Annotated in this window: 11 protein-coding genes and 1 other RNA gene; 1 reads left to right on the forward strand and 11 read right to left on the reverse strand. The window is 48.2% G+C overall.

From position 1 onward, the window contains the following. Window positions 1-199 precede the first annotated feature (199 nt). The 3 genes from BN1360_RS22440 to BN1360_RS22450 form a co-directional block, all read right to left on the reverse strand. Window positions 200-949: a lytic transglycosylase domain-containing protein gene (locus tag BN1360_RS22440; protein WP_068782076.1), complete on the reverse strand. Its 750-nt coding sequence runs from the start codon at window positions 947-949 to the stop codon at window positions 200-202. Between the two features lie 164 nt (window positions 950-1,113). Continuing rightward, window positions 1,114-1,569, reverse strand: a complete 456-nt coding sequence (locus tag BN1360_RS22445; RefSeq protein WP_068782077.1) for a hypothetical protein — start codon at window positions 1,567-1,569, stop codon at window positions 1,114-1,116. Window positions 1,570-1,605: 36 nt separating this feature from the next. After that, window positions 1,606-1,833 (reverse strand): DUF1540 domain-containing protein, encoded by a 228-nt coding sequence (locus BN1360_RS22450; RefSeq protein WP_082790170.1) that lies wholly within the window; start codon window positions 1,831-1,833, stop codon window positions 1,606-1,608. Window positions 1,834-2,058: 225 nt separating this feature from the next. Between BN1360_RS22450 and BN1360_RS22455 the strand changes: the two genes are divergently transcribed. After that, the gene (locus BN1360_RS22455) at window positions 2,059-3,933 is read left to right on the forward strand and encodes a S8 family peptidase (RefSeq protein WP_068782078.1); all 1,875 of its coding nucleotides are present in this window, start codon (window positions 2,059-2,061) and stop codon (window positions 3,931-3,933) included. 189 nt (window positions 3,934-4,122) lie between these two features. Here the strand turns inward: BN1360_RS22455 and rnpB are convergent. The 8 genes from rnpB to glyQ all read right to left on the reverse strand — a co-directional run bounded on the left by rnpB (window position 4,123) and on the right by glyQ (window position 13,586). After that, an RNA gene (rnpB, locus tag BN1360_RS22460) (RNase P RNA component class A) lies at window positions 4,123-4,525 on the reverse strand. 160 nt (window positions 4,526-4,685) lie between these two features. After that, window positions 4,686-5,801: a Nif3-like dinuclear metal center hexameric protein gene (locus tag BN1360_RS22465; RefSeq protein ID WP_068782079.1), complete on the reverse strand. Its 1,116-nt coding sequence runs from the start codon at window positions 5,799-5,801 to the stop codon at window positions 4,686-4,688. After that, complete coding sequence (locus BN1360_RS22470; protein ID WP_068782080.1) at window positions 5,777-6,535, reverse strand: tRNA (adenine(22)-N(1))-methyltransferase; 759 nt, start codon at window positions 6,533-6,535, stop codon at window positions 5,777-5,779. Before BN1360_RS22470 ends, BN1360_RS22465 begins: the two co-directional genes overlap by 25 nt. Window positions 6,536-6,816: 281 nt before the next feature. Next, complete coding sequence (gene rpoD / locus BN1360_RS22475; RefSeq protein WP_068782081.1) at window positions 6,817-7,944, reverse strand: RNA polymerase sigma factor RpoD; 1,128 nt, start codon at window positions 7,942-7,944, stop codon at window positions 6,817-6,819. 43 nt (window positions 7,945-7,987) lie between these two features. Continuing rightward, window positions 7,988-9,808, reverse strand: a complete 1,821-nt coding sequence (gene dnaG, locus BN1360_RS22480) for a DNA primase (protein ID WP_068782082.1) — start codon at window positions 9,806-9,808, stop codon at window positions 7,988-7,990. A gap of 343 nt (window positions 9,809-10,151) precedes the next feature. Then, entirely contained in the window at window positions 10,152-10,604 is a 453-nt protein-coding gene (locus tag BN1360_RS22485) for a YaiI/YqxD family protein (protein ID WP_179013724.1), read from the reverse strand. A 23-nt stretch (window positions 10,605-10,627) separates the two neighbouring features. After that, entirely contained in the window at window positions 10,628-12,706 is a 2,079-nt protein-coding gene (gene glyS, locus BN1360_RS22490) for a glycine--tRNA ligase subunit beta (protein WP_068782084.1), read from the reverse strand. Then, window positions 12,699-13,586, reverse strand: a complete 888-nt coding sequence (gene glyQ, locus BN1360_RS22495) for a glycine--tRNA ligase subunit alpha (RefSeq protein ID WP_068782085.1) — start codon at window positions 13,584-13,586, stop codon at window positions 12,699-12,701. The genes glyS and glyQ overlap by 8 nt, the downstream gene beginning before the upstream one ends. Window positions 13,587-13,726 lie beyond the last annotated feature (140 nt).

The raw sequence follows: 13,726 nt of genomic DNA on the forward strand, positions 1-13,726 counted from the left end.
AGTTCAAAAATCCTTATAAACATAAACTTGTAACGGTAGCCACATCTATTTGATCATAATACAACCCGAAAAAAAGACCAAAAGAAAAAACGCAAATTTCCGGGAGTGGCCGGTGCGTTTTTTCCCTCGTTATCTTAATATATCAGCCCTGCAATCAGGCGTCTAATTCATAAAATTCAAGCATCCACATCCTGGAAGTTTAAACTTCATATTTGCTGCGAGCGTTCATTACTTTAAACACATAATTCTGCGTCTCGCGCGGCAATAAATGAAGTTTGTCCATCAGTTCCTGATCATTGCTTATGCCGGCTCTCTGCACGCGGCCTGGACCCGCATTATAAGCAGCAAGCGCAGTGCTCTCATTACCGCCAAAACGCCGGATCAGATTCGCCAGATAACGTGTTCCGCCATCGATATTTTGAGCGGGATCGAATGAATCCGTAACCCCCAGTCCACGCGCGGTTCCATCCATTAATTGCATCAAGCCCTTCGCTCCGGCAGAGGATACCACCTTCGGATTGAAGGAGGACTCCGTCTCGATTACAGCCTGTATCAAGCTTGGAGCTACGCCATAGCGCTGAGCGGCATCTGCAATTAATTGCTGAATATCCGCAGCGATCTCGCGTTTGGAAGAAGAGATAGGTTGACCGGAAGACATCGGAATATTCGCAGTAATAGAACCGATATTATAGCTATCCGGGCTGTCAGAGACTTGCCCATTGATACGGTTCAGATAATTGTTCAGTTGGGCTTCGATATTTGAAATTTGATCTTCATAGTCATCTGTCGTAATGCTGCCATCAGCCATCATCATTTCCTGCAGCAAAATATCAAACAAAGAACCATCCATATCACTGGAAGCATCTGCTGCCTTGTTCCCTTGCAGATCAATACTGTTCTTCATTTGGAGCGAAATGAGCTGTTCCATTGTTCGTGGATCAATTTGCATGTCGGCTAGCTCCTCCTACTTGTACAAAAGATATATGTATATATTTTACACGTGATTGGCAATCATGACCACCTCTTTTTCATAATTCAGTCTTTGCCAAGCGGTCGCTTGCCCAAAAATAGCAAAGGCTGACATCATTAGGATGCCAGCCTTGAGACCAAAAATCAGCGAGTAAATGGGATCAGGAAGAAATAACTAAGTGTAGCTACTATGCCAAGGCCGATCGCCCAGCCTCCCGAGGTCTTAGCTCCTTGACTGTAAGCATAGAACCCTAATACTGCAGCGAGCGGGCCAAGTACAATGCTCCAGAGGAACAGCGAGGCAATGCCAAGACCAACCCCAACATAACCTACAGTACGGCCAATGCTATTATCGGCAACATCCGTATCTGCTCGTTCTGCCTCGGCACCTTCCGAACGATTATCGCGGTGTTCTGTCGTATCCCAATTTGTCGGGCCCACCGAGGCCGTTGGAGATATTTCAGAAGCATATTCTTCCTTGTCTGAATGGTTGTTGTTATGAGTTACTGAATGTTCTGAATGGTCTCTACGCGGAAAATCAAGACGTTTTCTTTCCCCATAATAATTATGCTGGTTGTCATCATTAAATTGATCATTCATTCTACAGCACCTCCTAGGGATATAAGATGGTTAAACTTAAGTTGACTTGGGTTCAAAGGTATGACAGCAAGTTGCAGATGATGTTGTGGCTGTCGTCTGATTCTCGGAATCGAAGGATTCGCCAGCGAATTCCGCATGGTACTGACGAGTCGCATTTTGGTCGATATCGATCATAATGCTGTCCGCCTGACAAATATTTTTCTCTCCCCAATGAACACAATTGGCTACACTGCATTTTACGATGGGTTTACTTCCGCTTGTCATTGATTAATCACCTCGGAATCAGTGTTCCCTCTGTACCGCTCGTTATGCCTTCAAAATAGCTGACAAAACAAGACAAAACATGGGGACGGTACCAGACTATTGCTGACGCTTTCGATCCCGGTCTTGGAATAAAAAAACAGGCTCCATAGCAACCTATTCATATCCCAATCAGCCATATAAGTTGAATAAATCATTCAACTTCTACAACGTTAAGGAGGCAATGACATGAAATGGTTCAGATGGGCACTAGTCGGCATTGCGGGGATCGCCGCCGCTACCGTGATCGGCCTGTATCCCTTCAATGAGAAGGCCCCACAACAAGCTGCAGAACAAACGAAGCCGGTGCCTGGACCGAAGGAGGAGCAGCGCTTGAAGCAAATGATGCTGCACCGGGATATGACTGCAACGGAGCGACTGATCAGAATGGATACCAAAGGGCATCTCCGTGCGCTATCCGAGGCTTCGCGCAAAATTCATACCGACAAGCTGAAATCCCGTATAACCGAACTGCAAAAGGGACATCAACAGTTTAAATCCATCCTTTGGTATGACAGTGCAAACGGCAAGACAAAGGAAATCCGCGCCGCGCATTATAAGGCGAATCCCGAGGAACAAAAACAGATAGCAAGCTACATCAGCTTTGCCAAGAAATCGCTGCAGAAAGGCAAATCCTACGAGTCTCCGGCTTTTCCTCAGAAGGATCCGAAGTTCTATATTACGGCAGAGCCGGCAAAACAGGGCGGCAACGGAGTGATCGCTGTCATGGATTTAGGTATCCTTGGAAAAGTAAAAGAGCATCAGCATAAAAATCTCCGTCTGATTCCTTATCCGAAGGAGGGCAAATACAAGGTCGAATCCGTTGAGACCGACACCTTGCGGGACATTACCGTTAAAACCGGGCATGATAACGAAAAGGCGAGCCACTATTATGAGAATGAGATCGTCGTTACGTTTAAACATGGACTAAGCACCGAGGACCGTAAGAAAATTATGAATGATCTACACTGTAAGCCGCCTCAAAAAATAGTAAACACGTACATTTTCCGCTCCGATAAGCTGACGATGAATGAACTGAAAGACTATTTCCTTAAAAATTGGCAGCCTGATTATGTGGAACCCCATTATCTCTACATGACCAACGAGACGAGTCTGGACGATACACCGCTAATTCCTAATGACATGTTATTCTCGGAATATCAATGGAATTTACCGATTATCGATACGACACGCGGCTGGAAGCTCAGCAAAGGAACCAATGATGTTATCGTTGGTGTTGTAGATACGGGGGTTGATTTGCAGCATCCCGATTTAAAGGGACGGCTGCTGAAAGGTTATAATGTTGACGCTCCCGATGAAGATCCGATAGACGATGTCGGACATGGCACGCATGTCGCCGGCATCATCGCCGCCAATACCAACAACAGCGAAGGCATTGCCGGTATGATGTGGAGCGGCAAAATACTTCCGGTAAAAGCGTTGGACAAGTCCGGTGCAGGTACGACCTATTCTGTTGCGCAGGGAATTATCTGGGCTACTGATAACGGTGCTAAAGTGATCAATATGAGTCTGGGCAATTACGCGGATGCGAAATTTCTGCATGAAGCGGTTAAATACGCTTTTGATCATGATGTGGTTCTTGTTGCAGCAACAGGTAATGATAATACTGAACGTCCCGGATATCCGGCGGCTTACCCGGAAGTTCTGTCTGTATCAGCGACCGATTACAATTTGAAGAAGGCCTCCTTCTCCAATTACGGTGACTATGTAGATGTGATGGCTCCCGGCGAGAGTATCGCCAGCACCTATCCTGACAACCAGTATGCGGCCTTATCCGGCACTTCGATGGCATGCCCGCATGTAACGGCACTGGCTGCGTTGATCCGCTCTATTAATCCAGAGCTGAAGAATACAGAAGTGATGGATATCATCCGCAAAAATGTAATCGATCTGGGTACCGCAGGCCACGACAAATACTACGGTTACGGGCAAATTGATGTCTACGCTGCGCTTGAAGCCGCAGGAGGTGGCGATGCCTCACTGCAATTCTGGCCGCAAGCCATTGAGCGCAAAATGGACAGAGCGATCGAAAGATTGAAATAAGCGTAATGAAAAGGCAATCAGCGAGGCTATTTTAGCCTCGCTGATTGCCTTTTTCAAACTTTCAACAAAAACTTAAAAAAAGTATGGGTTGTCCCGAAGGAATTCCTTTTTTCTTGCGTATGTATTTGAGGCGCATGACCGCAGGTTTAACAACTTGCGGTAAGCCTCTAGTGATGATGTTGCGACAGTGATGAAAGTTTGCCGTAAGCCGGGTTCTGTACTCGTAGCGGTAAGAACGGGAACTACCCTCCCGCTGTAAGTGACAATCATCTATCTAGACCGCACATTACTATGCGGTTCCAGCGACCAACCCGGACGCGCCTCGGGCAAAGGCTGCTTCCAAGGAAGCTGCGTCCCATTAGGTCTTGCTCCAGATGGGGTTTACCAGGAACGAAGTCACCAGCGCTCCTCGGGGTCTCTTACACCTCGGTTCCATCCTTGCCTGTTCCGCTATAATAGCGGCCATCGGCGGTCCATTTCTGTGGCACTATCCTTCAGCTCGCGCTGACTGGACGTTATCCAGCATCCTGCCCTATGGAGCCCGGACTTTCCTCTCGCGGCCGAAGCCGCCAGCGATTGTCTGTCAAACTTTCGAAATGCAACAATAGTTAGTATACAGCTTATATCACGTTAACTCAAGGTCCAATTAGAGGTAGTTCCAAAAATGCGATATGGCTCGATCAGGAAGTGATCCCGGCTTGGAACTTGAATTCACCGGGGCGCTCGGGTGTCAGATACAAACACCTGTATTGTTACATGAAAACAAATGGTTCGGTGTTTATTTGCGAAGCATGAACCTTCGTCTCATATTTGTGCTCTGTCAGTTTATTAGTCAGCCATTCCGCTACTTTCACTTTCATAATCTTCTCCGCATTATGTCCTGGATCAACGATCGTAATTCCAGCCATAAAAGCGTCCTGAGCCGTATGGTAATCAACGTCTCCCGTCACGAGCACATCCGCTCCCTGGAACAACGCATGCTTCCAGTACCTGCCCCCGGAACCGCCAAGCACAGCAGCTTTTTTAATAGACCGATTCATATCGCCTACAACCCTGACAGCTGGAACGTCCAGCTTCACTTTGACACGTTCTACGAACTCCTTCAAGGTGACCGGCTCTGCGAGCTTGCCAACACGCCCTAAACCTAAGGTACGGCCCTTCAGATCCATCGGATACAAGTCATAAGCTACCTCTTCATACGGATGCTTTTTCAGCATAGCCTGTATGACCTGGTTGCGAATACTCGCCGGAACAATCGTCTCGATCCGAATCTCCTCGACCTTCTCCAGCTTGCCTTGCGAACCGATGTATGGGTCTGTCCCTGCCCCAGGCTTAAACGTTCCGTAACCCTCCATATTAAAGCTGCAATGACTGTAATTCCCGATGGCCCCGGCTCCGGCGTCAAGCATAGCATCAAGCACACGCTGATGGTGATCCTTCGGCACGAATACAACCAGCTTGTACAGGTTGTCTGTGTGGATATCTTCTAACGAAGCGCTGGGCTCAAATCCAAGGGCTTCTGCCATCCAATCATTCATACCACCTTCTGTAATATCCAGATTTGTATGTGCGATATAGACAGCGATATCGTTCTTGATCAGCTTCTCATAGACCTTACCCATAGGCGTATCCACCTGGATCGACGGGAGCGGTCTGAAAATAATCGCATGATGCGCAACGATGAGATTAACGCCGAGTGAAATAGCCTCGTCCACAACCTCCTCATTGACATCCAGCGCAACGAGAATACCTGTAATCTCTTTGCTTAAACTGCCCAGCTGCAGCCCAATCTTATCTCCTTCCACAGCAACATGCTTAGGTGCAAGCTGCTCCATGTACTGAATTACGGTCTGTCCTTTTGCCAGCATGCCAATACCCCCTTAAGCTGTTCTATCTCCTGCCTGAGTTCGCTTTCCCGTTCACGCGAAGCCTCCTGATCGGATAGGGCGACCTGACGGCAAATGTTCTCCAGCTTCGCGATTTCTCCTTGCCATTTCTTCAATAATGTTGATGAAGGATTCAGTATGAATCGAGGTCCAATTTTCAATAACCATGGCTTGGAAACGACAATTCCGCCATCCATAACCTTATTTTGGTACAACCGCTCGTTCAATGCATCAGCGCCAGGATCAGCGATAGCCGTCAGCACTTCATAAATCTTCCCGTCTTCCTCCAGGATTTGCTCCTTCTCCAAATACCAGCCGTTCTCAACCAGCCATTGGCGAACAAATTCCTCCCCAACATTCGGTTGAAGCACAAGCCGCTTCACACCCTCAAGCTTATCCCTTCCACCTGAAAGTATAGATACGATTAAGGCTCCGCCCATTCCGGCAATCGTAATCGTATCGACCTCTCCGGGGCTGATGACGGCCAAACCGTCGCCTTTGCGGACAGAGATACGACGATGTTCCCCGGCCTCGGCAACCTGTCTCTGAGCGGCCTCCAAGGGGCCATCATTCACTTCCCCAGCGACGGCATAGGAGGCTTTGCCATTCTTCACTGCATAGACTGGCAGCAGCGCATGATCCGATCCAATATCGGCCATTCTGCATCCAAGCGAAAGCTCCTCTGCAATGACCTGTAATCTTGCTGATAGTTTCATTAAGAAAATTACACCACCCGTTTTATTTACTGCCATAACCTGATTTACAAACTAAGTATTCAGAAAAATCCCCACAAGAAGAAAACAATTACAAGCTTTACAGCAATTTGCATTAGCTTGGAAAAAAAGTTAAAATAAAGACCAATAGCAGTGAACAACAAGAAGGCCATTCATCGAACTTAGGAATTACAATACTTCCTTGGTGTATTACATGCACTCGCGGCTAAGGTCAGAATGAAAAAATAGACCTCGCTGCCTGGCTGCAGAAGGTCTATTCAACGCTATTCCAGGAAATCCTTGAGCCGTTTGCTGCGGCTTGGATGACGAAGCTTGCGGAGCGCCTTCGCTTCAATCTGGCGAATCCTCTCCCTTGTTACACCGAATACCTTGCCTACTTCCTCCAAGGTCCTGGTTCGGCCATCGTCGAGTCCAAAACGCAGGCGAAGCACATTCTCTTCCCTCTCGGTAAGAGTGTCAAGGACATCCTCCAGCTGTTCTTTGAGAAGCTCATAAGCTGCGGCGTCCGCTGGCGCCAACGCCTCCTGATCTTCGATGAAATCGCCCAGATGGGAATCATCTTCCTCACCGATCGGCGTTTCCAGAGATACAGGCTCCTGTGCGATCTTCATGATCTCGCGGACCTTCTCCACGCTCAGATCCATCTCTGCGGCAATTTCCTCCGGAGCAGGCTCACGGCCGAGCTCCTGCAATAGCTGACGGGATACTCTGATCAGCTTATTAATCGTCTCCACCATATGAACGGGAATCCGAATCGTTCTTGCTTGGTCGGCAATCGCACGGGTAATCGCCTGACGGATCCACCAGGTTGCATAAGTGCTGAATTTGAAGCCCTTCTTGTGGTCGAACTTCTCGACGGCCTTGATCAGACCCATGTTCCCTTCCTGAATCAGATCCAGGAACAACATGCCGCGCCCTACATAACGCTTGGCAATGCTGACAACCAGACGCAGATTCGCCTCAGCCAGACGGCGCTTTGCTTCCTCATCGCCATTTTCGATTCGCTTCGCAAGCTCCATCTCATCTTCAGCAGTTAACAGCGGAACGCGTCCGATCTCCTTCAAATACATTCGCACCGGATCATTGATCTTAATGCCCGGCGGAAGCGATAGATCATCATCGTAATTGAAATCGTCATTATTCTCGCGGTCCTCGTCGTCACTGCGACTCGTCAGCTCTGCATCACTGTCCCCGTTTACATCTATCCCAAGATCTCCAAGATGCTCAAAAAATTCATCCATCTGCTCAGGGTCCTGATCGAAGGGAGACAACTTCTCCATAATTTCTTTGTAGGTCAGAGAAGATTTCTTCTTCCCTTGTTCAATCAAGCGCTCTTTCACTTGATCTAACGTCAAATCCGTTTCTAGTTCAGTATGTTGATCATTCGCCATATTGGGCTCCCTCCTCCCTAGAAACATCCAAAGTCCAAACCTCTTACTGTCTCTCTAGGGCAATAATCTCACTTGCAATTTGTGCCGCGCGTATAAAGTCACCGGCTCGTTCGGACGAGACCATCTCTTCTTTTTTGCGCTTAATTTGTTCCAGAAGCGGAAACCGCCGGATTTCCCGGATGCAATCGTCCAATTCCAGAAAGCTCCATTCTCTCGGAATATCCATCATAGCGATCGCAACTACGGTCTTCTCCAGACGATCATCCTCAAGCGAGGATACAAACCGGCTCGCATCCGGCTCTTTTCCTTGCGCATAATAGGCGTATAGATAAGCAGCAATCGCCGCATGATCATCGATGTTAAAATCATCTCCAAGATGTTTGCTCACATATTGAGCAACCTCTTCATCCTGGAGCATATAGAACAGCAATCTTCGCTCTGCGACCTGATAAGCAGGCAGCAGCGTCGGCATTGACGCCTGCCCCGTTTTATGCCTACCATTATTCCACCTTTTGGCCTTATTATCCCCTGCGGGAGCCTTTTTTTGCATAGCCTGGCGCAATTCATTGCATTCCTGCTTCAGACTGTCAAATGACACCTGCAGATCCGCTGATAAATCCTGCAAATAGATTTCGCGTTCCGTAGGTGATGGCAAAGGGGCTATAATTTCCAGAGCATCTTTGATATAGGCAATCTTTCCGTCTTCCTCTAGCAGTATATGGTTTTTTTTCAGATATATAAGCTTAAATTTGACGGATGTAACAGCTCCATCCAACACTTGCGATTTGAAACGCTCGGCTCCGTATTTCTGAATGAACTCATCCGGATCGAGCCCATCGCTTAACAGGGCTATTTTTGTATTGAAGCCGACTCCTTCCAGAATCGATATGCTCTTCAGAGCCGCGGCTTGTCCGGCATTATCACCGTCATAACAGACGATCACCTCATCCGCCAGACTTCTCATTATGTTCGCATGACTCTCCGTTAGCGACGTTCCCATTGTGGCAACGCCATTATGAACCCCTGAATCCCAGGCGCTGATTACATCGCCATATCCTTCGAACAGGACAAATTGCCTTGTTTTGCGAATATCGGTCTTGGCCTGATGCAGGTTATATAACGTCCGGCTCTTGCTGAACAATCTACTCTCCGGTGAATTCAAGTACTTCGGCTGTCCGTCGCCAAGAATTCTGCCGGCAAAAGCAATCACCTTCCCAGTCCGATTATGCAGCGGAAAGATGACCCGGTCACGGAAGCGATCCACAAAACCTGTTCCATCCTGCTTGGAAGAGATCAATCCGCCTTTCTCCATGGCTTTCAGATCGAAAGAGCGCTTGTCCAAAAACTGGACGAGTGTATCCCAACGCGCAGGTGCATAACCGATTTGGAAAGTATCGATCGCCTTGTCATTAATGCCTCTAGACCTCAGATATTCCAAGGCCGGTTTGCCATGCTCTGTATTCCTCAATAAATAATGATACAGCTTGGAGGTCCATTCATGAGCCTGCAGCAACTGCTCAAGTTCCATATCTCGGGGCGATCCACCCTGGCCTCCCATTCCGTCTTCAAACGGAATATGGGCCTCTTCCGCCATTACTCTTACGGCCTCAGGGAAAGTTAATCCTTCGATTTCCATCCTGAATTTGATGGCATTTCCGCCTTTACCACAGCCATAACAATGGAAGATCTGCCGTTCGGGTGTAACCGTAAAAGAGGGCGTCTTCTCTGAATGGAATGGACATAGCCCTTTCATATACTTACCCTGTTTCGTCAGATGAACGTGTTTGCCAACCGTGTCGACGATATCATGTTGCCGCAAGACTGCCTCGATGACTTCCTCCGGAATTCCTCTTCCGGTACTCATCTAAACCACCTTCATCTTTCAAGAGGTAATTCAAAAAGTTTGCTTTGATCGCAAATAACGCAGGTAAACCCTTCGACATCGAATCTCGAACTCAGCCGGGGCAAGCGAATGCTTAAGAAGTCATGTTTCCTAACGCAAACACCTCAGGGCTCACGTAAAACAAAGACTTCCCGGGTCGTTTCCTATCGAAAACGCGCAGCTCCGCGCCTCACACCCTGGCTTCCTCCAACCTTCTTGATGCTGAGAGTCAAACTTTTTGAACACGCACCTAAGTTAGAATATTTCACAGCCGAACTTAGGCCGTTAAAATGACTTCTAACCCGTAAATATAAATTCGCTAAAATTAGTTATTCTCCTGCAAATCTTGCAAAAGTTTTGACAACATATATTGAAAGTGAGCGCGGTCCACGTCGGTAAAAGGCTTGGGCCCCTTGGCATAGCGCCCTCCGCGCCGCGCTTTGGCATGATAATGCCTGCGTTCAAGCAAATAATCAATATTCCCCGGGTGATATAATTCGCCCCGGGGAGACAATGTTCTACAATGTTTAGCTAACGTCAACGCAGCGAGACCATAATCCTGGGTCACTACGATATCATCCTTGACGATATGATTGGCAATATACATATCTGCACTCTGCGAGCTTCGGTCGACATGGATAATTTGCACTCCCTGCTCAGCCTGAAGCTCGTGATCATAAGAAGAAACCATAAGCACCTGCGCACCAAAATCGTGAGCTGTCTCAATAATTTCCCGTTTTACCGGGCAGGAATCCGCATCCACGACAATTCGAGCCATTTGCCGGACTTCCTCCATTTCCGCTATGCCCAGACCAGCTTGCCAAAGTCGGCAAACACCTTAAGATCCTCATCGATAGCCGCCAGCAAGGCCAGACGGTTCGTACGGATCTCTTCATCGTCCGCCATAACCATAACTTTATCGAAGAAATTTGTAATGGATGCTTGCAATCCGCCAAGCAGATTTAAAGCTTCCGCTTCGTGTCTTTCCGCCAGCTTGCTGCGATAGTCTTCCGTCATCGACCGCCATGCATCATAGAGCTGTTGCTCGGCAGGATCGCTGAGCAAGTCGAAGCGAACCTTCATCGCCGAGGCTTTGGCTGCCAGATTGCTTACACGTCCGAAAGATTCAACCGTTGTTTTGAAGTCCCCCTGATTCGTCACCGCATCCATCAGGGCATTGCCGCGCTGAACAACGGAGACGACATCATCATATCCTGCTGCGATGACCGCTTCAACCACATCATAACGCAAGCTGTCGGACAGCGTTCTTTTCACACGAAGACCGAAGAATTCCAGCAAGTCGCGCATAATTTCTTCCTCAGTACGCTTCAGCCCGTGGAAATTCGCATGAGTCTCCAAGGAAATTTTGAAAATATCGTTCAGGCTAACCGACAATTTATGCTCCAAAATAATCTGTACAATACCTGCCGCTTGACGGCGTAATCCGTATGGATCCTGTGATCCGGTTGGAATAATGCCGATCGAGAAGCAGCCGGTAATCGTATCTATTTTATCCGCAATACTAACAATTGAACCAATCTCCGAAGCAGGAACCTCGTCTCCGGCAAAACGCGGTTGATAATGTTCAAATACGGCTTTGGCTACCGCTTCCGGCTCCCCGGCTTTGCGGGCATAATCCTCACCCATAACACCTTGCAGTTCCGGGAATTCACCTACCATTTGCGTAACCAGGTCGAATTTGCAAATCTCGGCTGTACGGCTGATCATCTCAGCTACCCCGGATTCTACGCCAAGCAGGTGCGAGAGCTTCTCGGCATTCCGGCGAATGCGGCGTACTTTATCTCCTACCGTTCCCAACTCTTCATGGAAGACGATGCTTTCCAGCTTGGACAAGGCATCCTTAATCTGCAGCTTTTGATCCTCTTCATAGAAGAACTTCGCATCAGACAGGCGTGCGCGCAGCACCTTTTCATTCCCGCGGGAGATGGTGTCAAGATGCTCAGCGTTCCCGTTGCGCACCGTTACGAAATATGGAAGCAAATCTCCTTCGTTGTTCAATACCGGGAAATAACGTTGATGCTCGCGCATGGAAGTGATAAGCACTTCCTTGGGAATGTTCAAGAAAGATTCCTCGAACCTCCCGTAAAGAGCGGTTGGTGTTTCAACCAGAAACAAAACTTCCTCCAGCAAGTCATCCTTAACGGCGATATTCCAGCCTTTTTCAGAAGCCAGTGCCGCAATTTGCTCTTCAATAAGCTTCTGGCGCTCATTTACATCAACAATCACATGCTCGGCACGCAAGGCTTCAACATAATTGGCTGGTTCTGAAATAACGGTATCCTGACCAAGGAAACGATGTCCCCTTGTTACGTTCCCGGATTTAACACCGGCGATTTCCAGCTCGATAATTTGCGATCCGAACAGGGCAACGATCCAACGAATCGGGCGTACAAATTTAAAGTCATGATTGCCCCAGCGCATATTTTTCGGAAAATTCATCGCATGCATAATGCCCAGCAGTCCTTCCGATACGATGGAAGCTGTCTCCACACCGGTGCGGCTCTTGCTGACATAGACATACTCTGTTCCGCCCAGATCTTTGAAAGTAAACTGATCCGGTGCCGCTCCTTGACTGCGGGCAAATCCAAGCGCGGCTTTACTCCACTCTCCATTTTCGTCCAAAGCAATTTTACGGGATGGCCCTTTGACCTCTTCATGAACATCTTCCTGCTTCTCGGCCACATCCTTGACAAGCACAGCCAGACGGCGCGGTGATGCATAGCTTAGGACGGCACCATGTGTAATTACTGAATCATCCAGCCATTTGCCCAATCGTTCCGCCAACTGCTCCATCGCCCCACGGATAAAACGGGCAGGCATTTCCTCTAAACCGATCTCAAACAATAAATCTTTAGACATGTGCAGCGCCCCCTTTCTCAAGCATTGGGAATCCCAATTTCTCGCGTTCCTCCAAATAAGTTGCCGCAACTTGACGGGCTAGATTACGAATCCGGGTGATGTAACCGGTCCGCTCCGTTACGCTGATTGCCCCTCTGGCATCAAGCAAGTTGAACGCATGCGAGCATTTCAGCACATAATCATATGCCGGGAATACAAGATGCTGATCCATCGCTTTGTTCGCTTCCTGCTCATACATGTTGAACAAGGTGAATAGCATTTTTACGTCCGAGATTTCAAACGTATATTTCGAATGTTCAAATTCGGCCTGGTGGAATACATCTCCATAGCTCGTTCCATCCACCCACTCCAGATCGAACACATTTTCTTTATCCTGGATATATGAAGCAAGCCGCTCCATACCATAAGTAATCTCCACTGCTACAGGATTAGCTTCAATTCCGCCAACCTGCTGGAAATAAGTAAATTGTGTAATTTCCATGCCGTCCAGCCAAACTTCCCAACCAAGCCCCCAAGCGCCAAGGCCCGGATGCTCCCAGTTATCCTCTACAAAGCGAATATCATGCTCCAGCGGATTGATTCCAAGACGCTTCAGGCTTTCCAAATAAATTTCCTGAATATTGTCAGGGGAGGGCTTGATGATGACTTGGAACTGGTGATGCTGATACAGACGGTTCGGATTCTCGCCATATCGTCCGTCCGCCGGACGACGGGATGGCTCTACATAAGCGACTCTCCATGGCTCTGGTCCAATTGAGCGAAGGAAGGTCATCGGATTAAGCGTCCCCGCTCCCTTCTCCACATCATACGGCTGCACGACAATGCAATCTTGCTCCGACCAGAACTGCTGCAGGGTCAGAATCATTTGTTGGAAATTCATGAACCACAACTCCTTTGTTTGTTAAATGCGAAAATATCGGCTGAACAGAACATTATGCCCGGTTGCAAGCTTTGCAGCTTATCCCGATGATCTATTATTCAGCTTCACTCCCGGCGTCCGGAAGAGTACGCAAAAAAGCT

Source organism: Paenibacillus sp. GM2 (genome assembly GCF_900069005.2).
In the GTDB taxonomy this organism is placed as follows: Bacteria; Bacillota; Bacilli; order Paenibacillales; family Paenibacillaceae; genus Fontibacillus.

What these genes read in the sequence shown, in the direction of transcription:
- rpoD (WP_068782081.1), bottom strand. Translation starts at nt 7,944, where the DNA reads ATGGCGAATGATCAACATACTGAACTAGAAACGGATTTGACGTTAGAT.
- glyQ (WP_068782085.1), bottom strand. Translation starts at nt 13,586, where the DNA reads ATGAATTTCCAACAAATGATTCTGACCCTGCAGCAGTTCTGGTCGGAG.
- BN1360_RS22470 (WP_068782080.1), bottom strand. Translation starts at nt 6,535, where the DNA reads ATGAAACTATCAGCAAGATTACAGGTCATTGCAGAGGAGCTTTCGCTT.
- BN1360_RS22485 (WP_179013724.1), bottom strand. Translation starts at nt 10,604, where the DNA reads ATGGCTCGAATTGTCGTGGATGCGGATTCCTGCCCGGTAAAACGGGAA.
- BN1360_RS22450 (WP_082790170.1), bottom strand. Translation starts at nt 1,833, where the DNA reads ATGACAAGCGGAAGTAAACCCATCGTAAAATGCAGTGTAGCCAATTGT.
- dnaG (WP_068782082.1), bottom strand. Translation starts at nt 9,808, where the DNA reads ATGAGTACCGGAAGAGGAATTCCGGAGGAAGTCATCGAGGCAGTCTTG.
- BN1360_RS22440 (WP_068782076.1), bottom strand. Translation starts at nt 949, where the DNA reads ATGCAAATTGATCCACGAACAATGGAACAGCTCATTTCGCTCCAAATG.
- BN1360_RS22465 (WP_068782079.1), bottom strand. Translation starts at nt 5,801, where the DNA reads ATGCTGGCAAAAGGACAGACCGTAATTCAGTACATGGAGCAGCTTGCA.
- glyS (WP_068782084.1), bottom strand. Translation starts at nt 12,706, where the DNA reads ATGTCTAAAGATTTATTGTTTGAGATCGGTTTAGAGGAAATGCCTGCC.
- BN1360_RS22445 (WP_068782077.1), bottom strand. Translation starts at nt 1,569, where the DNA reads ATGAATGATCAATTTAATGATGACAACCAGCATAATTATTATGGGGAA.
- BN1360_RS22455 (WP_068782078.1), top strand. Translation starts at nt 2,059, where the DNA reads ATGAAATGGTTCAGATGGGCACTAGTCGGCATTGCGGGGATCGCCGCC.